Origin of the sequence: Proteiniphilum sp. UBA1028 (assembly GCF_002316955.1) — a bacterium.
Lineage (GTDB): Bacteria > Bacteroidota > Bacteroidia > Bacteroidales > Dysgonomonadaceae > Proteiniphilum.
Genome location: NZ_DCEN01000068.1, coordinates 1 through 20575, shown reverse-complemented (window position 1 = coordinate 20575; position 20575 = coordinate 1). Strand labels below are relative to the sequence as shown.

15 protein-coding genes are annotated in these 20575 nt (G+C 45.2%); 1 reads left to right on the top strand and 14 read right to left on the bottom strand.

The genetic code is table 11. From position 1 onward, the window contains the following. Window positions 1–232 precede the first annotated feature (232 nt). From B3Z75_RS11470 to B3Z75_RS11425, 10 genes are all read right to left on the bottom strand, one after another. Entirely contained in the window at window positions 233–1330 is a 1098-nt protein-coding gene (locus tag B3Z75_RS11470; RefSeq protein ID WP_238865912.1) for a GDP-L-fucose synthase family protein, read from the bottom strand. 115 nt (window positions 1331–1445) lie between these two features. Next, window positions 1446–2525: a GDP-mannose 4,6-dehydratase gene (gmd, locus tag B3Z75_RS11465; RefSeq protein WP_238865914.1), complete on the bottom strand. Its 1080-nt coding sequence runs from the start codon at window positions 2523–2525 to the stop codon at window positions 1446–1448. A gap of 405 nt (window positions 2526–2930) precedes the next feature. After that, entirely contained in the window at window positions 2931–5786 is a 2856-nt protein-coding gene (locus tag B3Z75_RS11460; RefSeq protein WP_238865916.1) for a bifunctional fucokinase/fucose-1-phosphate guanylyltransferase, read from the bottom strand. A gap of 37 nt (window positions 5787–5823) precedes the next feature. Beyond that, on the bottom strand, window positions 5824–6159 hold the full coding sequence (locus B3Z75_RS11455; protein WP_238865918.1) for an L-rhamnose mutarotase: 336 nt from the start codon (window positions 6157–6159) through the stop codon (window positions 5824–5826). Between the two features lie 162 nt (window positions 6160–6321). Next, window positions 6322–7269, bottom strand: a complete 948-nt coding sequence (locus tag B3Z75_RS11450) for a metallophosphoesterase family protein (protein ID WP_238865920.1) — start codon at window positions 7267–7269, stop codon at window positions 6322–6324. Between the two features lie 170 nt (window positions 7270–7439). Continuing rightward, entirely contained in the window at window positions 7440–8906 is a 1467-nt protein-coding gene (locus B3Z75_RS11445; protein WP_238865921.1) for a hypothetical protein, read from the bottom strand. A gap of 19 nt (window positions 8907–8925) precedes the next feature. Continuing rightward, window positions 8926–11742 (bottom strand): M16 family metallopeptidase, encoded by a 2817-nt coding sequence (locus B3Z75_RS11440; protein ID WP_286845668.1) that lies wholly within the window; start codon window positions 11740–11742, stop codon window positions 8926–8928. Further along, on the bottom strand, window positions 11742–12206 hold the full coding sequence (locus B3Z75_RS11435) for a hypothetical protein (protein WP_286832807.1): 465 nt from the start codon (window positions 12204–12206) through the stop codon (window positions 11742–11744). Before B3Z75_RS11435 ends, B3Z75_RS11440 begins: the two co-directional genes overlap by 1 nt. Window positions 12207–12217: 11 nt before the next feature. Then, a complete protein-coding gene (locus tag B3Z75_RS11430) occupies window positions 12218–13642 on the bottom strand; it encodes a RagB/SusD family nutrient uptake outer membrane protein (RefSeq protein ID WP_286832806.1) in 1425 nt (474 codons plus the stop codon). Window positions 13643–13669: 27 nt separating this feature from the next. Beyond that, window positions 13670–16714: a SusC/RagA family TonB-linked outer membrane protein gene (locus B3Z75_RS11425; RefSeq protein WP_286847234.1), complete on the bottom strand. Its 3045-nt coding sequence runs from the start codon at window positions 16712–16714 to the stop codon at window positions 13670–13672. Between the two features lie 966 nt (window positions 16715–17680). On the opposite strand from B3Z75_RS11425, the gene B3Z75_RS11420 reads away from it, so the two are divergent. Then, window positions 17681–18676, top strand: a complete 996-nt coding sequence (locus B3Z75_RS11420) for a metallophosphoesterase family protein (RefSeq protein ID WP_286832803.1) — start codon at window positions 17681–17683, stop codon at window positions 18674–18676. Window positions 18677–18830: 154 nt separating this feature from the next. On the opposite strand, the gene B3Z75_RS11415 is transcribed toward B3Z75_RS11420, so the two are convergent. From B3Z75_RS11415 to B3Z75_RS11400, 4 genes are read right to left on the bottom strand one after another with little or no spacing between them, the layout of a single operon-like run. Continuing rightward, window positions 18831–19133: a hypothetical protein gene (locus B3Z75_RS11415; RefSeq protein WP_286832802.1), complete on the bottom strand. Its 303-nt coding sequence runs from the start codon at window positions 19131–19133 to the stop codon at window positions 18831–18833. A gap of 17 nt (window positions 19134–19150) precedes the next feature. Beyond that, window positions 19151–20044 (bottom strand): alpha/beta hydrolase family esterase, encoded by an 894-nt coding sequence (locus B3Z75_RS11410; protein WP_286832800.1) that lies wholly within the window; start codon window positions 20042–20044, stop codon window positions 19151–19153. Then, window positions 20031–20261, bottom strand: coding sequence for a hypothetical protein (locus B3Z75_RS11405; protein ID WP_286832798.1), 231 nt, complete (start codon window positions 20259–20261; stop codon window positions 20031–20033). Before B3Z75_RS11405 ends, B3Z75_RS11410 begins: the two co-directional genes overlap by 14 nt. A gap of 1 nt (window position 20262) precedes the next feature. Further along, complete coding sequence (locus B3Z75_RS11400; RefSeq protein ID WP_286847235.1) at window positions 20263–20436, bottom strand: hypothetical protein; 174 nt, start codon at window positions 20434–20436, stop codon at window positions 20263–20265. Window positions 20437–20575 lie beyond the last annotated feature (139 nt).

The following is a 20575-nucleotide window of genomic DNA, read 5'->3' as shown; positions in this document are numbered from 1 at the left end:
GTTCGAGTCCCGTCTTCCGCTCAGATTAAAACCCTCCAGGTTTTCGGAAAAGCATTCATTGAATGCTTTTTTTATTTATATATAGAGCATGGTATTAAGCGTGCAGGATAAAAGTTCCTGTATGCATGAGTTGATAGGAAGCGTTAGTCAAAGACAAGGGGGTTGCGCGCGACCGCAAATCGGAACGTTTTTTATTATATTCCGTACATTTTTGTTCATATCCGGACTGTTCTCATTCAATAACAAAGTTAACCAATGCTGTCGCTTTAAGGTACCAGTCGTACATCTTTTTCACCCCCTCTTCAATCTCAATAGAGTGCTTCCATCCCAGGTTGTTCAGCTTCGAGACATCCGTCAGCTTTCGCATCGTCCCGTCTGGTTTAGAAGCATCAAAAACAATGTTACCCCGGTATCCTACAGTCTCCCTGATGAGGTATGCCAGGTCGCGTATGCTGATCTCCTTCCCTGTACCTATATTTATATGGCAGTTTCGCACCTCACTGCCGGAACCTTTCAGGTCGGCAAAATCAACCCTCTCCATTATAAAGACGCAAGCATCTGCCATCTCCTCGCTCCACAGAAATTCCCGTAGCGGCTTCCCTGTGCCCCACAGCTCAACTCTGTCGGCATATATGCCATACCTGTTAAGCAGGGCGGTTATCACCTCATCCGGTGCACTGCCAGGCACACCCTCTGCAGGTCGCGCGTTCAAGTCTTTCCGTATCTCGTCATGGTCACCCTCCATTAGGCATTTCGCAAGATGAATCTTCCGGATCATTGCCGGCAGCACATGACTCTTTTCCAGGTCGAAGTTATCGTTCGGCCCATACAGGTTTGTAGGCATCACCGCTATAAAGTTGGTCCCGTGTTGCAGGTTAAAGCTTTCACACATCTTGAGCCCCGCTATTTTAGCTATCGCGTACGGCTCGTTGGTGTATTCCAATGGTCCCGTCAGCAGCGCATCTTCCGTCATTGGCTGAGGCGCCTCTTTCGGGTATATGCATGTGCTTCCAAGGAAAAGCAGTTTCTTCACCCCGTTGCGCCAGCTCTCCCCAATAACATTGTTCTGTATTTGCAGGTTCTGGTATATAAAATCAGCCCGGTAGGTGTTGTTGGCGATGATACCCCCCACGTGTGCTGCCGCCAGAAACACATATTCCGGCTTCTCCTCCTCGAAGAACCGTGATACCGCCTCTGCATCCAGCAGGTCCAGCTCTTTATGTGTCCGCCCCGTCAGGTTTGTATAACCTTTCTCCAGCATAATCTTCCATATAGCCGAACCCACCAGTCCCCTATGTCCCGCGACATATATTTTCGAATTTTTATTCATCGTTGTAAAATTTACATTTAGGCTTTTTCAAATAGAAAATAAACCTCTGAGAATTGAATATCAGGCATTGTTTTCCGGCAAGAAGAGCACGAATTAACAACCCTTATCGCCTATCTTACTTGACAGTCGAGTTAAGTTTTAACTTTCTGACAAACCTCATATCATGCTCCACCATTTTCCTGATAAGATCGGGGAACGATGTTTTGGTAGGGTTCCATCCCAGTATCGTACGTGCTTTGGTGGGGTCCCCAAGTAGCTGCTCCACCTCGGCGGGACGAAAATATTTAGGATCCACCTCCACCAGTATTCTGCCGGTATTCCTGTCCACACCTTTTTCATCTATACCCGAGCCCTCCCATCGCAGATTGATACCTACTTCGGCAAAAGCCAGAGTACAGAACTCGCGCACCGAGTGCATCTCTCCAGTGGCAATAACAAAGTCCTCCGGCTCAGCGTGTTGCAGCATCAGCCACATACACTCTACGTAATCCTTCGCGTAGCCCCAGTCCCGTTTCGCATCAAGGTTACCCAGGTACAACTTATCCTGCATACCCTGTGCTATACGTGCCACCGCAATCGTTATCTTTCGTGTCACGAATGTCTCGCCACGCCGTTCACTCTCGTGGTTGAAAAGGATCCCGTTTACCGCGAACATACCATATGACTCCCGGTAGTTCTTCGTTATCCAGAAACCGTACAGTTTAGCCACCCCGTAAGGGCTTCGCGGGTAGAAAGGCGTCGTCTCTTTCTGCGGCACCTCCTGCACCAGTCCGAACAGCTCCGAGGTCGATGCCTGGTATATCCGCGTCTTCTTCTCTAATCCCAGTATTCGTACCGCCTCCAGCAGCCTCAGTGTACCCACCGCATCCGTTTCGGCCGTGTATTCCGGCACATCAAAGCTCACCTTCACATGGCTCTGTGCCGCCAGGTTGTATATCTCATCAGGTTGTATAGCCTGTATCACCCTTATAAGCGAGCTCGAGTCAGTCATATCAGCGTAATGCAGGTTTATCAGCCGCTGTTGTTTCATGTCACGTACCCACTCATCTAAGTAGAGATGTTCAATTCGTCCCGTGTTGAACGATGACGAGCGCCGCAGAAAACCATGCACCTCGTATCCTTTGTCAATCAGCAATTCCGCCAGATAGGAGCCGTCCTGTCCTGTTATTCCTGTTATAAGAGCTGTCTTTTTCATAATCATATTTTATAATTCTTATCTTTGCAAAGATAAAATATAACTTTGTACAATGGAAATAGTTCAAATAATAGATCGATAAATTTACTTATACAAAATAAGTTTCCTCCAATAAGTCTTTTATGCACAAAATTCACATAAATACCCTGGCAAACATTATTATGCAATCCGTTAAAATCGGTTTTGTTTTTTACTGATTCGACCCGAAAATTGATATTCTTTTGTTTGGACTTGCTGTGCATATCAGCTGGTTATAACATTGGCTCCGGGGTTGGAGGAAAATGACTTAAAACAGCTTGCAGTGCATATCACCCGGTTATAACGGATAAATATCAACAACCCCGGCACAATCACGGTTTACATTAGGCAATCATGCCAGGGCAATGAATTATTAGTGTGAAACAATTACGAGCGTGAAACCCGGAACCCTTTACCTGATAGCTCCATATCCACAAATCTTGCCTTGTCGTTAGGCCTGTATTCGTTAAGAATCCTTCGGATATGTCCGGCGGCATCAGGATCTTTCGCCACCATGTATAGATACCCGCCTCCTCCGGCACCGGGCAGCTGGTACCCCAGAGTATAATCTCTGATAAGAGCAATAATCTTTTCCACATCGGGAGTATTGGTACCGCAGTCTATCATCTTCTTTTGTTCCCATGTTTTAAGCACCAGCTTACCATACCTCTCAAAATCGCCAGTCTGAATGCAGTCCGCCATCTCCGTCGCATGCACCTTAATATCATTCAATATCGACAGATGGTTCGCCGAGTTAAGAAACATCCCCCGCACTATCTCTCCCAGAATACTCTTTGCAACGCGTGTAATTCCTGTGTAATAAAGCAGGTGGCAACTTCTGTAAGCCCCATCTGTGAACAGGAAGTCGGGCAGCCATCCTATCTGTGGTTTCTGCATGAATCCCCGTTCCGACTGCAGCATTTTAACCCCGTGAAAAACACCTCCGTACTGGTCCTGCCATCCACCTCCGCTTGTCAGCAGTTGCTCCAGCACCAGCGTGTTTGTACATATACCCTGTTTTGTCCACTGCAGTCCGCAGAAATCGTTTAGTGCACCCAGTACCGTGGAAGCCAGTATAGAACTCGTCCCTAACCCCGATCCGGCCGGTATTGCTGCAAGCAGTGTCAGCTCCATTCCCGATCCGAAAGCCTGCAGCTGCTCCTTCAGTGAGCAGTACCGTTCGGCAGAAAATTCAGGTATGAATCCGCACAGCGCCAAAGCCGCTTTTGGTATCGAGAATGGCGATCCCAGCCTCCTGTAATCCCTCAGCTCCTCATAGCTCTCCACCGTCTCCATAGCCCCCATATCAATTGAGCGCATCACAATCTGGTATTCCCTGCAGGGTTTAATGTACACCTGCAGCGGCTGCTGTCCGTTCAGTTCTATAGCTGCGTTCACCACGTTCCCTCCAGAGTAGAGCGAGAAAGGCGGCGTATCTGTCCATCCTCCCGCCAGGTCTATCCTCACCGGGCTCCTTCCCCACACAATCTGGTCAGGCAAAGCAGATAGCCGCGGCGTCCGCTTCATATTTTCCACAGCCTCCGCCATAGCGTTGCGCAACAGCTTAAAAGCCTCCTGTTCCTCTGTGTCCGCCTTTGCCGCGTCACCTTGCAAGGAGAATATCCTCGATCGCAGCATCCTGTTATGTATCTGCTGCATCTCATCTGCCATTGGAGAAAGTGTCTCCGGTGGCGGCAGCCCCATGAAGCTATAATCCTTTGCCACATCACTCAGATCAAGCTGGTAGAAAATACTCTTTTCAAAATTCCTTTCCAGCATCACATAGTTTTTTCTTCTGAATTTCTCTCGCTGCTCATACAGTCTCAACAGCGAAGCTCTCTCCATCAGTTCGTCCGCAGATAGCTTTTGTGAGTCCAGCCATATTTGTCTTCCTTCATCATCAGCTCCATCAGTGCCTATCATCCATTTCAGCACCATCTCCATCTTCTGCAGCGACTCCATGCAGGGGAACAGCCTGCAGTGCTGAATATCTCCTGTGCCGCCCTGCAGGACAGTAATATCCATTCCCCGCTCATTCAGCCACTGCGTAACCGGTCGTCCCATCCACAACGTCGCCGGCGAGCCTATCTCCCCTTTGAACAGGTCCTCCATCCCGTATGGCCTGACCGCGTATTTCTGTTCACCCACAGGCACAACATCAATGCAAATTCCCTCAGGCACCACCATTCGCCAGTTGTTCACGGGCACTCCTGTGATCACGTTATCCGAAGAGATGCTCCATCCGCTTCCAATGCAAGAGTTCTCAATCCATATGTTATGGTTTTCCTCAGTGAAAGGGATGCCGATATCAGCGTTTTGCGTAAAGATAGCAGGGTTAGGTTTTATCTTCCTGTGCATAATCAGCCGCTGATCGCACACCTTGTTCTGTATCGCCAGGGTTGATGATATCATCTCGCGTGTAGTACCGTAATGGTAAAACTCACCACCCAGTAGAGGCATTATCTTTACCGACAGTTTATTTATCTCCTTGTCCTTTATCTTCGGATGTGTACCCAACGCCGGACCAAAGTCGCTGTACAGATCGTAGTACTTTAACGATCCATCCTCCTTTTTTGATCGCTCCATTAGCAGTTTCACCGCCCTGTCGCTTAGCAACCACAGCCCAATATCCATAAGGAAAAAATGCGAATGCGAGAGGCTCTCCAGCTCTTTCAGCGATGGCTTTTGCATCATCCTTTCCAGCACTTCCGGCCTGTCCCTTCGTGCCGAAAAAACCCCATGGCGTGTCGCCAGTGATGAGTCGGCCCATAATCCGTAGCACACCACGTCAGCCTCAGGAATCTCTTGTAACGCCATTTCAGTACGAATCAGCACATCCCCGCTCACAATGAAGGTACGCAACGAATCAGGTGCCAGCATCATTATCTTTTCGTACAACGCCAGCTGCAACGATATCAGATCCTGTTGCAGCCTCTGTCCTCTTGCCCATCGGAACACCGGTACCGGGAGTCCAGCCTTACCTGTTACAGCATATGCAGGCAGTCTGCGGCTCTGTCCCCCCGCGTGTATAAGTATCCGTTTCTCTGCTGCGAGCCACGTGTCGAAGTCCGTTCCGGCAGCTTCATTCCTATGGCACTCCTCCATCAGCCATGTTGTACCGCTCCCCGAACCCAGTCGTTTCTCCTTCGGATCCGATGTACAGAACCACTCATTACGGCTGCGTCCATGCAGCTCGTGATAATTATCAACCGCATTTTGCGGCAGTGACAGCAGCTTCTTCATTATAAATTATATTTAGTTGTTCAGCCCAAAAATCGTTTCAGTCGTTCAGCCCAAAAATTTGCTCCATCAATCTCCACTTCTTATATGATGGCTGTTCCGGTTGTGACGCCTGATATTTCGACATATGCTCTTCCCACTCTTTCTGGCGTGGCAAAGAAGCCAGCCGCGCATTATCTTTTTCCCAGTCGAAATCGTCCACTGTATCCACAATCATAAACAATCTGTTACCAAGAAGATAGATTTGCATATCCAGGATACCCACTTCGCGGATCCCTTCTAATATCTCCCCCCACACATTTTCATGCTCCTCCACATATGCGGCAATCAGTATCGGATCATCTTTCAAGTCCAGTGTCTGGCAATACCTTTTCATAGAATATATTGAGTTAGTTAATAAAGTTCATCAGACAGATTCAATATTTTAAACATATGAACTTTACTTACAAATGTAACTAATATTTTCAGTAATTTACTTCTCTTAGAGTAACTTTACAAATTTCAACGCCCAAGATTCATATTCTGGTTTTTTCCGGCATTAACGCTCGCCAGCCGGGACAAGGGGAAGATCCCGTGACCGGGAAACATAGTCGTAATCGTAATCAATATATTTATAATCAATGCTATTGTCATTGTTCACATCAATCAGTACAAAGCCCTTTTCCATTTCATTCATTTTTCCTATCCACCATTTGCCGGAAAATGAGGGAGCCGAGATCACCGTCGTCCTGTTCAGTATATGCAAAACCTCGTAGTAATGAATATGTCCCTGTAGTATCAGCCGTAGATTTTTATTTTTGAACAGCCTGATAACCTCCTCGCTGTTCTCAATGGCAATTTTATTATTGTTAGCATTCGTTCCTCCCCCGTACCACTGAGAAAGAGTTGTAACCAGTGGCACATGCACCATCACGGCAACCGGAATTGTATCTGCAATTTGGCCGATATCTTTTTTAAGCCACTCCAGCTGAATGGAATCGATCCTTCCCTCATAACTTCGCCCTTCGGTCAGTACAATATCATCCAGCGTAATAAAATGCCATCCCTTATGGTCAAAAGAGTAGTAGCGGGGACCAAAATACTTCTCATAGAATTTTTTGCCGAAGAGAGAGTGACTAAGCCCTGTATTCCTGTCGTAAACGCCAAAATGATCGTGATTGCCAATAGCGTAATAGAGTGGGGCGTTCAGTTTTGCCGCTTTTTCCAGAAACAGCGAGGCCTGTCCTTCTGCATCGTCCTGCGACCTTCTCAGAGCATCATATACAATATCTCCGCCAACCATTATAAAGTCCGGATTCAGCTTGTTGATCGAGTCAATAGCCGCATCGATGGCTCGTGGTGCATCGTTTTTATCGTGATAATGCACATCAGCCATGAATACAAACCGGAATTTTTTTTGAGCATGCAAGTTGAATACATAAGAGCTGAATATAAAGGAGCCGAATATGCAAAAGATAATTAGCAGCGTGTTAGTTTTTTTTATCATAAGGGTATCTCTTTTTTATTGAAAGAAATTAAAATGAGGAAAGGGTTCAACCCGATATAGACAGTCAAACCCTTTCATTCTTTTTATACGCTATGTTATAAGCGACCGGAAGTCATTATTGACAGGTCAGCACAGCTTTCATTCCACTCATAAGCTATGGAACAGCAGCCTTATTGTCCGGGTGCATCATATTTATAGCTAAAAATCTTACGGCTCTTTGTAAATACCAGGTAAGCCTTGCCATCGGGAGCAAACCCGAGGTGCAGATCATTTGCTTCGTTCGCTTCCAGTACAAGAGGAGTAGTCCAATCCTGTGTATCCTTATCGAGGGACACCACCGTGGGGAAATTGGTTTCGTTCCGATAGAAGAGGTACGGTACGCCCAGCGGGGAAAGGGCCAGGTCAAATTTGAGCGACGATCCCGTGGCGGCGCTGATCGGGTTGCCTACCGGCGTCACCTGTTTTGTCTCCGCATCCACTTTAATCACCCTGCTTTTTTCCGCCCCGTCGTTGCTGTTGTCGGAAAAGGCCACGTACACGTCACCCTGCTGATTCACGGCGATGTCGAAATCTCTCAGGCTGATAGCCGTCGCTTTCTCGTCGCTCCACTTGTCAAGAAGCGTCGTCCAGTTGTTGTTGGCATATTTATACACCGAAATACTGTTGGGCGAGACGGCATTGTAGACACCCAGGTAGAGAACATCACCCAGTGTTTCCGACACCTGCAGGTATGCCACCAGGTCCGACGCCCTTCCCGGGATCGTCGTATTATTGGTCCAGGTACCATTTTCGAATGTGTTTACGCTCAGTTCTCTTCTGGCAAGGACATTGTCTTTGGCATCGTACGTAGCCAGCAACATCAGTTTATTATCATTCAAATAGTTGATGGTGTGGTAGCTAACCTTATTAGTAGTAGCTGTAGCACCACCAACGAAACTCCATGTGGAACCGTTCAGTACTTTCACCGATGCCTGCTGGGAGATTTTATTCGTATAATCGACATACGAAACGGTCGGCATGCCCGCCGCGTTGAACGCCATGTCCATGTAGGAGCCCACGCGTCCTTCCGATACCTTTCCGAGCGACGACCAGGTGCCATCCTTCAGTGCCAGTACGCCGAGCGCTTCATCCGCCGAAGTTTCCCTTTCCATCTTGTAGGCAATATATGGCGTACCGTCGGGGCTCACTTTCATAACTAGCGATACTGCCGAGTCCCCTGTTACCGGAGGCAGCGCCGTCCATACATAAGCGGGAGCTTTGCCAATTGTTACTGTGTACTTAACGTTTGTAGTACCTTCCGACACAAAATAATCTACCGGCACCGTGAAGTCATTTGCTGTCACGCCGCTTTGTTGCACAACGTCACCCACTTTAACAACATCATTATCTGTGACAGTAAAACGTGCCACCAGCTTGCTTTTATCCACTTCCTCAGGAAGCAGAACTGTGATGTTCGTTTGTGTCACCGGGGATACTTCATAATCCTGAACAATCAATCCCTTATTGTCTTCAACATAGAATCCGAAGGAGGTCATTCCGGCCTCATATACAATCACCTCCGGATCATCGCTTGAGCAGGAGGCCAGTATGCCGGCCAGTAAAATACCGGCAGACAGAAATAAACTTTTCAATTTCATAATTACATCTGTTTATTGATTAGTGATTAGTCTGTTTTTTTTGTTTTGGAAGCAATATAGCTTCAATCATACTGTCTTCATTGTAGTAAGCAGCAAGGAAGTCCGACAACTCCTCTGCGCTAATACCGCGCACAATATCCGGGAAGTTGGAAATATAATCCCAGTCGTTTTCTTCATTAAACGTTGTGTTTCTTATATAAGAACTCCAGTAGGTATCCCGCTGCACGTTCACTGCCATGTCGTTGATCAGGCTCAGCTTCACATTTTCCAGTTCCGGGACAAAACTCTCCGGGTTTGCGGCCATCTCGTTCAGGATGGTTCTGACCTGGTCTATCAGCAACCGGCTGTTTTCGGGATTTGTGGCAAAGGAGATCGTGTTCCGTGCCAGTTCGGCAGGATATTTCCGCAAGCCGGCGCTCACGCTTACACTGTACACCATGCCCATCTTCTCGCGAAGCTCCGCGAGAAGCTTCGTTCGCAGCACGCCACTCATCAGGTCGCTTTGCAGGCCAAAGCGTTGCGTATCGTCCGGTATGTCGGAATACTGAAAGATCAGCGAGACAACGCCCCGTTCCGAATCGCCGGCGGCACGTGTCAGCTGCGCGGCAGTGGTCCTTATTTTTCCACCGTCGTACCGGTACGGCGTTTCGTGGTTCCCCTCCGATGCGGGCAGTGAAGCAATGTATCTCTCTATGTAGGGAGTCAGCTTGTCGAGCCCCATGTCCGAAATAATCACAAAGGTGAACCCGTTGGCATCTCCAAAGGCCTGATGGAATAACGGCACCATGCGGTCGAACTGCAACTGGGCTTCCATCACCGAGTCGGTCATCTCCCTTGTCACATAATCTTCTCCCTTCATCAGGTAGTTCAGATCCCTGAAAAAAATGGTCTGATCGGTAATATTTTTACTCTGGTAGTTTTCTATTGATCTTTTTTTTGCCAGTTCAAATACCGAACGGTCTGCTTTGGGCTGTGTCCATTTTAAATACAATAGCTGAAACATTGTTTCAATATCTTCAGACGATGATCCCGCAACCATACCGGCTCTGGTACTCTCAATCAGCAGCCTCACCGAGGCAGAGCTGCCGGCGAGATAATATGAAAGCTCATCTCTGGAGAAATTACCTGCCCCGCTAAGAGATATCACATTGGGAGAGAAAACGCCATTCACATAGTCGGTTGAATCCAAAGCAAACAAACCGCCTTTCCTGTATGCCGACATGCTTATCCTTTCTTTAGCCGACACCGATTCTTTGTATATCAGCCTTATTCCGTTGGACAAGAGAAGCTCTGTTCCTTTAATCGCCGGTATCTCTTTTTCGCTGACAATTCGTCCCGCTACCGGTTCCTCCTCCAGTAACTGAGAGGGCACTTCAATCTCAATATGATAGGGGTCAATCGCCTTGTTAAGGACGGAATCCACAAACTGAAGCAACCGCACAGAATCGGCTATGCTGTTCTCTTCAAAGGATGAAAATATATAATGAGTCCGGGCGGGGTCAGCCAGCTGATGTAACTCATCGACTATGGATACCGAGTCGATACAGTCTATATATTTTTTTGTCAGGCGATACTCTTCCTCCGGGGTTGTAATCATGTAGTCCTTGTAGAAATCGGCATAGACCTCGTCCATCAGTACTGAAGAGCTGGTCGGTTGTGTCGATTTTGCAGCCCTTTCTTTTGAACTGATGAATGCTCTTTTCACCTTTTCAATCTCTGCGGGAAGAAAGCCGTACTTGTATATTTGTGACAACTGTGATGTAAAGAGTGAGACACCCTCTTCAATTTTGTTAGGCATCAACTCTACCGATGCCATCAGGATACCTTTTGTATTCAAAAAGTCTGAAATACCAACGCTCCCTTTTGCATAGCTGTTATTTGTAAATGAAAGGGCATTCAGCCTGTTTCTGAACAACCTGTTCAAAAGAGTGCGTTGCAGATATGGATAATACTCGCTTTCCTTTCTTACCGGCTCCGAGAGAGGAACAAGCTGGATCATTGTCAGATCAGGTTTTTGGAGATCCTTGTTTATAACCACCCTTGCTTCCGCCCTGGCGTAATCGGGTATGGAGTGTTCTGCCGGATTATCCCTGTTTATGTCTTTCATCCCCGAGAACTTACTTTTTATCATCTTCTCAACCTTCACAGGGTCAATATCACCTACAACCGCAACGGCAGTAAGCCCGGGACGGTACCACGACTCGTAATAATTACGCAGTGTTTTGTATTTAAAATTTTGGATAACAGCCGTGTCTCCGATCACTTTTCTCTTTCCGAATATCGAGTTGTTCATCAGCTCATCCAGCAGCACGTCACTCACTTCTGCTTCCGGTTTCTGCTTTGAGAGCCACTCAGACATAATCACCCCCCGCTCCGAATCAATCTCCTCCTCTTCCAGCAGCAACCCATCCAGCCAGTCGGCAAGTATGGTCAGTGTTGTATCCACCATGCCCCCAGTTGTAGGAAGCTTTAATTTATACACGGTTTCGTTATACGAGGTGTGGGCGTTCAGGTCTCTGCCGAATTTAGCCCCCTTTGACTCCAGAAAGCTAACTATCTCATTCCCGTGAAAATGTTTTGTCCCATTAAAGGCCATATGTTCCAGAAAGTGGGCAAGCCCTCTCTGTTCATCCGTTTCATTTACCGATCCCGATTTGATAAACAGCCGGTATACAGCCTCCCCCTTGGGGTAATCATTTGGATAGATATAGTATGTAAGCCCGTTTTTAAGAGTACCTTTTATTAATTGGGGATGCTGTTGAATATCTTTTGCAAAAACAGTCCCCGCAAAGAGGAATATAATTATTAGAACAAGTGGCTTTTTCTTGAAATGCATTATGATTTTGTTATAGTTAGTTCCGATTGATTCTGCGCCGGTCCGGGTAACCCTATTGAGTAGCCCTTGTCATTGCTGATCAATCTTATTTTAATCGTATTATCTTTTGCCGGATCCACAGTATTGGCAATCCATTGGATGCGGATTGGCATATCGTATATTCCTGGGAGGAATGTGAGTTTATTATCTTTATTCAGCAGTTTGTAGTCCACTCCCTCTTTCAGCCCCTCTCCAACAATTATCTCATAGGTAACGGTAACTGTCTCGTTTGAAGCCGGAGCGCTCAGGTACACGTTATAGGTACCAATCATATTTGCTTTTTCTGAAACATTCGCGGTAGAAGATTCATTCACCATAATGTGAATAAATTTCAGATCATAAATGGGATTCTCCTCTAGTCCGCATGATGTGAACAACAGGATCGATAAAGCCAGGAAATGAATATTTTTTTTAGTAAGTCTCATAATCGAATCAATTAATTGTTAACCGTTGGATTTCCCTGCATATTGGTGTTGGCATTTAGCTCAGACTGAGGAATTGGCAGTACAAACAAGTCGTTTGGATACGGAAGATACTTCACGTTAGATTCGGTGCCTGCACCTCTCACCAGATCATCTTTATACCTCACAATATCGAAGAAGTTATGTCCTTCGAAACAAAGCTCCCTGGCTCTCTCCTTTTTTATCAAGAGAAGCAGTTCTTCGTTATTTTTATAATTCATCTGAATATCCGAAACGCTTTTGTTCAACGCCCTTGCAATAATAGCCTTCAGATCGCCTGCGGCTTTTGCCGTATCTCCCTTTCTCAGATATGCTTCAGCCCTGTTCAGGTACATCTCCGATACCCTCAATATAAAGGGGTCGTACCTTTCCTGTTCAGGCGTATAGCCCACTTTTATTCTGTATTTGGTAGTCACCTTCAATTCATTGTTATTATCAGGTGCGAACAGCTGCAATCTTATATCATCTGGGTCTGTGTACAAGCTCATCAATGTGTCAGCAGCTGTCACTAACGGGTTATCCGACGAAAAGAACGTACTCAGTGACTTGCTTTTCAGCACCCCGTTCAATCGCAATATTGCCTCTTTACCTGCAGTCAGGTTATTAAACATTGCCAGGTAATCATCGCCCTGTGCAAGCGGCATCCCATCCATTGCTTTTGTAGCATACAGAATGGCATTATCCCAATCTTCCTTATATAGGTAAACCCTGCTTAGCAAAGCCCATACCGCCTCTTTCGACACATGATATGCATCTTGCATGGGTTTGTTGCCGAACAATGCTTCAGCATCCTGCAGGTCTTTTATTATCTGGTCGAACACCTCTTTGGATGTAGCACGTGAAGGCAGATCATCCGGCCCCGGTGTTACCAGTAAGACCGGCACTCCCGGGTGTGAAGCATCTGCCGTATAGTTATAGGGCTGTGCGTAAACCCTGTAAAGGTCGAAATGGCAAAGTGCCCTCATGAACAGCGCCTGTGCCTGCACCTGTTCAATCTCCGCCTTTTGGTTCGGGAATGCATTAATCAACGATGGCGCATACTCCAGCACATTGTTCACATTTGCCATGGCCTCCAGTACCTTTCTCCATATGTACCCCACGGCACCCACTTCCTGTTCCGGATCGGAGGTGAAATTATACTGATTGATCATCTCCACTCCATCACTCACCACATTCAGGTCCACCATATTGCCGGCCACTTCGGGATATTTGTAGAATTCAGAAGAATAATAACTGTACATCTTACTGTAGCTCCCTGTCAGTCCCGCTTTTAATCCCGGAACATCAGAAAAGAAGTTGGGCATTGTTGTCCTTCCCACAGTCTCCACCTCCAGAAAATCGCAGGAGGCTATTGAAAAACAGATGGTGAATACGATCGCTATTTTTGATATTAACTTCATAAGTTTATTCTGTTTTTTGCACACTATTTAAAAACTCAAATCTACCCCCAATGAAAAGCTGGTTTCAACCGGGTAGCCGCTCATAGATTGTTTATAGCTGTTTCTGCCTTTCTTATCGTAAGGTGTCCATATTAGCAGATTATCTCCTATCAGGTTAATCCTGCAACTCTCCACACCGGCAGGCTTTAAGAATCGCTCTGGCAGTGAGTAGCTCAGCGCAATATTTTTGAATTTTACATTTGTTGTCTTATATATATGCCTAGTGGAGCTCATCACCGATTTTGTTGATGTTCCCCAGATCGGTTTTGGAGAAAGGGCCACATCTCCCGGCTTCTGCCATCTGTCCAGCTGGTTAACAGACTGGTTTTCCGACATGATGTTCAGACCGTCAGACATCACGTTGCGACCGAAGGTGCTAAATCCGTATCCTCCCATTACATATGAGAAGAGAGCTCTTACTGAAAAATCCTTGTATGTGAATTTTGAAGTCAGTCCCCCTGTCAGAATAGGTGATGAAGATTTCCATGGAACCCTGTTCCGGTCATTATAAATTCTGGTGAGATTACCTTCGCTGTCATACCATAGCGGGGACCCGTCCCTGGGGTCCACACCCGCCCAGCGTATAATATAGAATGTGTTCAGGTCGTGTCCCTCTCTCCAGATATAATTGCCCATTACTTTCTCAAGGCCATTATATAATTCAACCAGTTTGTTTCTGTTGTGGGCAGCATTTAGCTCCACCCACCAGTCGGTATCTTTATTTCTTAACAGCTCCACATTTAATGTGGCCTCTACTCCCCGGTTGATTATCTCCCCCGAGTTACGGTAGCTTCTGGTGTCACCTGTAGTTCTCGACACATCAAGGTTGCTGAGCAGGTTTACTGTCCTCTTATTATATGCCTCTATCTCCAGGTCCGCGCGATTGAACATCTTTATTCGTATGCCCAGGTTAGTTATATAGGCTGTTTCCCAACTCAGTTTTTTATTGGGGCTGCCCGACATTGATCCGCCCAGCTCTCCCATATAGTTATGGCTTTCTCCGTAGGAGTATAATCCAAGCGCCTCCTGCGACCCTATTCTCGAGTTGCCGTTAGATCCGTATGATAATTTTACTTTCAGCACATTAATGTTGTCAGCCTCGAAGAAGCTCTCGTTGTGGATATTCCATGAAGCACCGGCCGATGCGAAGCTACCCCACTGTGAATCCGAGCCAAAACCAGAATTGCCATCTCTGCGGGCATTCACGGTAAAGTAGTAACGCCGATCGAAATCATAATTGCCTTGCAGGAAGTAAGAGAGAGACCTGGAGACACTCCTTCCGCTGCTACCTCTCTTGTCCACGGCGTAAGACACCTCTTTAATCCTGTCGTTGATAAAGCCCGAACCGCTCGATCCCATTGTCCTTATATCTTTCGAGCTCGCTTCAAATCCCAGTAATCCACCAACGTGGTGCACCCCGAACGTCCTGTCATAGTTCAGTCGCTCAATAGCTGTCCAGGTGACGAAGGTAGAGTTATTCCTATATGAGTAGCCTATTCTTTCCCCGGTTGATGACATCCCCGACCAGTTTGTCCTTGCATTATACCTGTCTTCATTCAGTCCCTGGTAATCAATTCCGAACTGGGTAGTAGACGTTAACCCTTTTATTATGTCATATCCCAGAATAGCATTAACATTCGTCACTGCTGCTTTTTGCCTGTTATCATTCTCTTCTCTCTCCGCCACGGAGTTTAAAAAACGGGATGTCTGCCAGGTAGGATTGCCATACGCATCAAGCCCCGACAACGTTTTATTGTACAGTCTGAAAGATCCGTCGGCATTTAGCGGGCTGTATATGGGTAAATATTTAAAGTAGTCATTGCCAGGCACAAAAACATCATTTATGTTATACGATGCCGCGTATATCAGAGAGAAGTCAAACTTGGGAGACATATCTATCTCCAACTTGCCTCTTATTGAATAACGCTCCTGTTTATTGCCGATAACGGTAGACTGGCCGTTGTAATATCCTCCCGATACATAGTACTTCAGGTCGTTTTTCCCTCCCATCACAGACAGGAACGCGTTTGTCTGATAACCGTTATCATAATACACCTCAGACCAGTCGGTATTGGTAGTGCTGTAACTATTCAGATCGTTGTCCTGAAAAGGAAAACTATTCAGGTCGCGCCCCGAATTCAGGTACGACTCCCTGGCCAGCGTCAGATAATCACTTCCGTTCAACACTTTAAACCTGGCGCTCTGATTAATTTGTGCTACCCCCGTTTGCAGAGAGAGCCCAACTTTTGTTTTGCCTGCGGAGCCCCCTTTTGTTGTTACAAGTATTACCCCGTTGGCACCGTCAGCACCATATATCGAGGTCTCCGTCGCATCTTTCAAAATGGTTATACTTTCAATATCATCCGCATTCAGGTAAGAGAGGGGACTTATTGAGGTACTCATCCCTGCCACCATATTTGTTCTGTCGCCACTGAAGATACGGGTGCCGTCAACAATCCATAACGGTTCTTTCGATGCACTCATGGATCCTTCTCCGCGCACCCTCAGGTTTAACCGCTGTTTGGTGCTCGATGCATCATCGGAATTGGGCATCACCTGCAGTCCGGGAACGATACCTTCCAGGAGGTTGTCAACACGTCCAACCGGTAAGGTCTCTATTCTGTCAGCGTTTACCTGGAATGCCGAGCCCACCATGTCGGTTCTTTTCTGCACCGTGCCATACGCACCTATCACCACCACATCGTCAAGCATTGCAACATCTTCTTTCAGTGTTACATCTATTCTGCTTTTTCCGTTCCACACCCTCTCCTGTTTTTCAAAACCTATATATGAAAAAACGATTGTCGAGTTAGCCGGTACCTTTAACGTAAAGTTACCGTCAATATCAGTAACAGTACCGTTCGCGGTACCCTTCTGTACAACATTCACACCAATCAGGTATTCACCGTAAGCATCTTTAACAGATCCTTTTGCCTCTCTGTCTTGTGCAGAAGCATAGTTGATTGAAGTAATAAAAAACAAAAGCATACACCAGGTCAGATGTGCTTTACATCTAATCGAACTTTTATTCATGTTCGCAATTTATTATTTAACAATTATTATTCCGTATTTGTGATCATTTCATAAACACAGCTATTCCTTCTCAGTTTCGCCGGGAAGTTTTTTTATGGCATTCAGAGCACATAAAATCAAAACGCGCGTAAAGATAGTGAAAAAATAATAATAGGACAGTATAAATTTATATTAAATGACGTTATGTACTAATTTTGAGTGTTATGATATGACAATATTTTCAGCTTTGAGAGTATCAGTCTGCTTGAAAGAATCTAAAATTAGAAGATTTGTCATTATAATCACTGTGTCTGCTCCGAAAACCCCAAAACCTAATTTTATTGGTTTGCAACATATTGAAAATCAGTGTTTATCTTGTGAAATTTTCAAGAAAAAAACTTATTGGAGGAGACTCATACATTAATATTTGAACTATCTGTATTGAATGACAAATATACAATATTGGAATTCAATTTCAGAATTGTGCTCATTCGATTTCGTATTCAGCTCAACCAATATCGATTTTTAAACCGCCAAGTCTACGCCGAAGCCTGCGCACACATATCACAACAGATATACATGTAATTGTAATCAAAATTTCAATGTCATGACAAAAGTATTCAGAGTTACCTCGAATCTTGAATCCAGTTATCAAGAGATAGAGTGATATTCGCCCCGTTCCAACGCTGTTATGTCAACGTTAGTTGTTATAATTATATTGAGTGACACAATGTTGGGGCTTGAAGCAAACACTGTTATGTCGGCATTAGTTGTTATAATTAGCTATAAGGTTGTAAGAATTTTTGCTAAGAAAAATTCTATAGATTATTGCTGAATGCTTTGAATATTAGATAGATTGGTAGAAATCGATTCTCTTTCGCCATTAGAAGCAACATCTAAAATGGAATCTCAGGAACGAACAAATATAGATTAAAACATGTATATTTGTGAAAGTTAAGTAATCAATGCAATAAAAATAATATTCCTATGATTAAAAGGACAATACTAATTTTGTTTTTATCGTTTTTTGTTTTTTCATTAAATGCACAAAAACTCTCCTTCAAAAAAGACGGTACTTTTAAAATAGTACAGTTTACCGATATGCACTACATTCACGGGAATCCGAAATCCGATACAACTTTACTGCTTATATCCCGTGTTTTGGATGCTGAAAAGCCCGATATGGTCGTCTTTACGGGTGATATAGTAACCGGCCGCCCCGTACGGGAAGGATGGGATGCCCTTACAAAATTCGTTATCGATCGTCAAATACCTTTTGCCGTGGCATTAGGTAATCATGATCATGAGCAAGGCTTTACTCGCGAGGAGATTGCCCGCATAATTACAGCCTACCCTTATAATCTCAATACAATTTCAGTACCCGGCGTTACAGGTGTGATGAATGATGTAATCCCCATTTACGGAAGTGACAAACATCTGAAAGTAAACTCACTCATCTACTGTTTTGACTCAGGAGCTTATTCTACTATCGACGGAATAAAGGGGTACGGATGGATTACACCTGAACAAATTGAATGGTACAGGAATAAGAGCTTGCGATACACCATTGATAATAACTTCAAGCCATTGCCGGCATTGGCATACTTCCACATTCCCCTGCCTGAATACCGGCAAGCATTCAATGATGAAAAAAACGTTCGTTTTGGGGTGAGGCTTGAGGATGAATGCCCTCCCGAGCTCAACACGGGGCTCTATTTTGCAATGCGTGAGATGCGGGATGTGATGGGTGTTTTCACCGGGCATGAACATGTAAATGATTACATCGTCAACTATAATGATATTGCGCTTTCTTACGGATGCTTCAGTGGCTGGAGGACAACCTACGTACCACAAATGAATGGTGTTCGTGTAGTGGAGTTAAAAGAAAATAAGCGTGAGTTTGATACCTGGATTCATCTGCTTGATGGACGGATCAAAGACAAAGTCTCTTTTCCGGATGATTTCTCTGGTTCCGTGAAATAAACAAAAATAGAACTCAATGTGTCCCGCTTATCGCTATACTAATAGTGCCCAGAATTGCTGTAATCGCTTTAGAATGTGCTGCCTCTTAATTTGTACCACGATTGTTACGTATGTTTTCCGTTTCAAAATTCTGGATCATATCTTAGTTGATTATTCAATTAGCTCGCCAATTTTTAAGTCGGTTTTTGTAAATATCATCGTATGATTGTAAATACAGTAATCTCTCCGGTTTTGAGAGTTTTTCGATCTTGAATGTGATCTCTTGCCCAAAAGACAGCAGTGGAACTAAAATCAGTGTTATGCCAGTAATCTTGGCTTTAAATTCGCCTTTTTCGGTTTTAACTATGTATCTTTCTTTATGTTCCGAAATTATTCTACCAATTTCAAAGTCTTCAAGGTTATTCTCAATCCTTAATTTTTCAATTTTATCATTATATCCTAGATCATCTAATTTCATATCCGTATCAATCTACTTTATTTGAGAAACCTGCTGAAGAACTTCCACAGCTCATCACCCGTATCCAAATCATCCCAGAACCAGGAATGTCCACCTCCAATCATCTCATACAACCACACTTCACTGTCATTGGTTCCACCGGAAAAACGGTGCTTCACGATTGTGCGGTTATTGGGCGCTTTTCCGATGACCGTATCGGTTTGCATGAGCGTGCAGCGGTTCTTAGCCGCACAGAAGTGTGCGGCAAGGGGCACAGGAATATATTCACCCCATCCCCCCTTATTATCGGGATCGCCTTCCCAGACAGAAATCTTATCATCCGTGCCGTGGATTTCGAAGAGGGAAACAGGGTGGGTAGAATTGTCGCTTTTGTAAAGCCATTCCATCATCAATCCGGATACCGGCGCAACGGCAGCAAACAGATCCGGTTCCCGGGCTGCCAACTGATAACACATCTCCCCTCCGTTCGACATCCCCACGCAAAAGACATTCTGTTTGCTGAAGCCATGCTTCTGTTGCAGATGACGGACCAGCTGCGTCAGAAATTCCACGTCGTCAATCGTCATATCGTGTTGAAAGGGATACCCTACATTCCAGCCTGTCTTCCCCGTGCCGTCTTTCTCGCCCTGCGGGTAACAGACCGCAAAGCGGTGACGGTCGGCCGTTTCGTTTAATATGTCCGGGGTTGGATTACCGTACCCATGCAGTACAATGACCAGCGGTCCATTCTCCGGCATGTTTTCCGGTATATGCAACCGATACACCCGTTCAATGCCTTCACACTGCAGGGTATATTCCGGCGTATTGTCGGCACGTACACTGCCAACGGCAGCAACAAAAAGCATGAGTACTGTCAAGAAGGATCTGGCAGTCAGAACTTCAAATAAATGTTTCAAGTCAGGTAATCGCATAAAAAATAGTTTTTACTAAAAGAATAATTTCAATCGTTTTATCATCAATTTTCAGTATCTGTTCACTATCTCGCTTAATAATCATCAACCTTTTACATTCTAATACGTTGGAAAGTTTCAATAATGCTCCAACCTCTCTATCGAATGTGTCATCGCTGTTATCAAGGTCATAGCACACTTGAATGGCAATGGCTTCACCAGGGATATAAAAATCCACTTCAACTCCTTTTGGTTTCCTTATCAACCAGCTTGCCGGCTATATTTTGTAACGAAGAAATCAGCCAGGTATCTTTGACATATCCTATATAGTTGATTATTGTTGTTTTGCCTACTTCCGCTCTGGTCGATGACACCATGTTGCTTACTCTTGAAAATGACACGGGTTGCTTCATCTTGATTCATTTCGGGGCTTACCCTCCCAAACTCTTCAGAGCTTATCGGCTAATTTTATAATCACATCTTCTTTTATAATTTCCTCAACGTTCGTCAGCGGTAAAACGACATGATTCAGGTCTGTTCCTTCAGTCCTGC

Coding starts and splice junctions, on each gene's coding strand:
- gmd (WP_238865914.1), bottom strand. CDS start 2,525: ATGAAAAAGACAGCTCTTATAACAGGAATAACAGGACAGGACGGCTCC.
- B3Z75_RS11425 (WP_286847234.1), bottom strand. CDS start 16,714: ATGAATAAAAGTTCGATTAGATGTAAAGCACATCTGACCTGGTGTATG.
- B3Z75_RS11470 (WP_238865912.1), bottom strand. CDS start 1,330: ATGAATAAAAATTCGAAAATATATGTCGCGGGACATAGGGGACTGGTG.
- B3Z75_RS11455 (WP_238865918.1), bottom strand. CDS start 6,159: ATGAAAAGGTATTGCCAGACACTGGACTTGAAAGATGATCCGATACTG.
- B3Z75_RS11450 (WP_238865920.1), bottom strand. CDS start 7,269: ATGATAAAAAAAACTAACACGCTGCTAATTATCTTTTGCATATTCGGC.
- B3Z75_RS11415 (WP_286832802.1), bottom strand. CDS start 19,133: ATGAAATTAGATGATCTAGGATATAATGATAAAATTGAAAAATTAAGG.
- B3Z75_RS11420 (WP_286832803.1), top strand. CDS start 17,681: ATGATTAAAAGGACAATACTAATTTTGTTTTTATCGTTTTTTGTTTTT.
- B3Z75_RS11435 (WP_286832807.1), bottom strand. CDS start 12,206: ATGAGACTTACTAAAAAAAATATTCATTTCCTGGCTTTATCGATCCTG.
- B3Z75_RS11460 (WP_238865916.1), bottom strand. CDS start 5,786: ATGAAGAAGCTGCTGTCACTGCCGCAAAATGCGGTTGATAATTATCAC.
- B3Z75_RS11410 (WP_286832800.1), bottom strand. CDS start 20,044: ATGCGATTACCTGACTTGAAACATTTATTTGAAGTTCTGACTGCCAGA.
- B3Z75_RS11430 (WP_286832806.1), bottom strand. CDS start 13,642: ATGAAGTTAATATCAAAAATAGCGATCGTATTCACCATCTGTTTTTCA.
- B3Z75_RS11400 (WP_286847235.1), bottom strand. CDS start 20,436: ATGAAGCAACCCGTGTCATTTTCAAGAGTAAGCAACATGGTGTCATCG.
- B3Z75_RS11440 (WP_286845668.1), bottom strand. CDS start 11,742: ATGCATTTCAAGAAAAAGCCACTTGTTCTAATAATTATATTCCTCTTT.
- B3Z75_RS11445 (WP_238865921.1), bottom strand. CDS start 8,906: ATGAAATTGAAAAGTTTATTTCTGTCTGCCGGTATTTTACTGGCCGGC.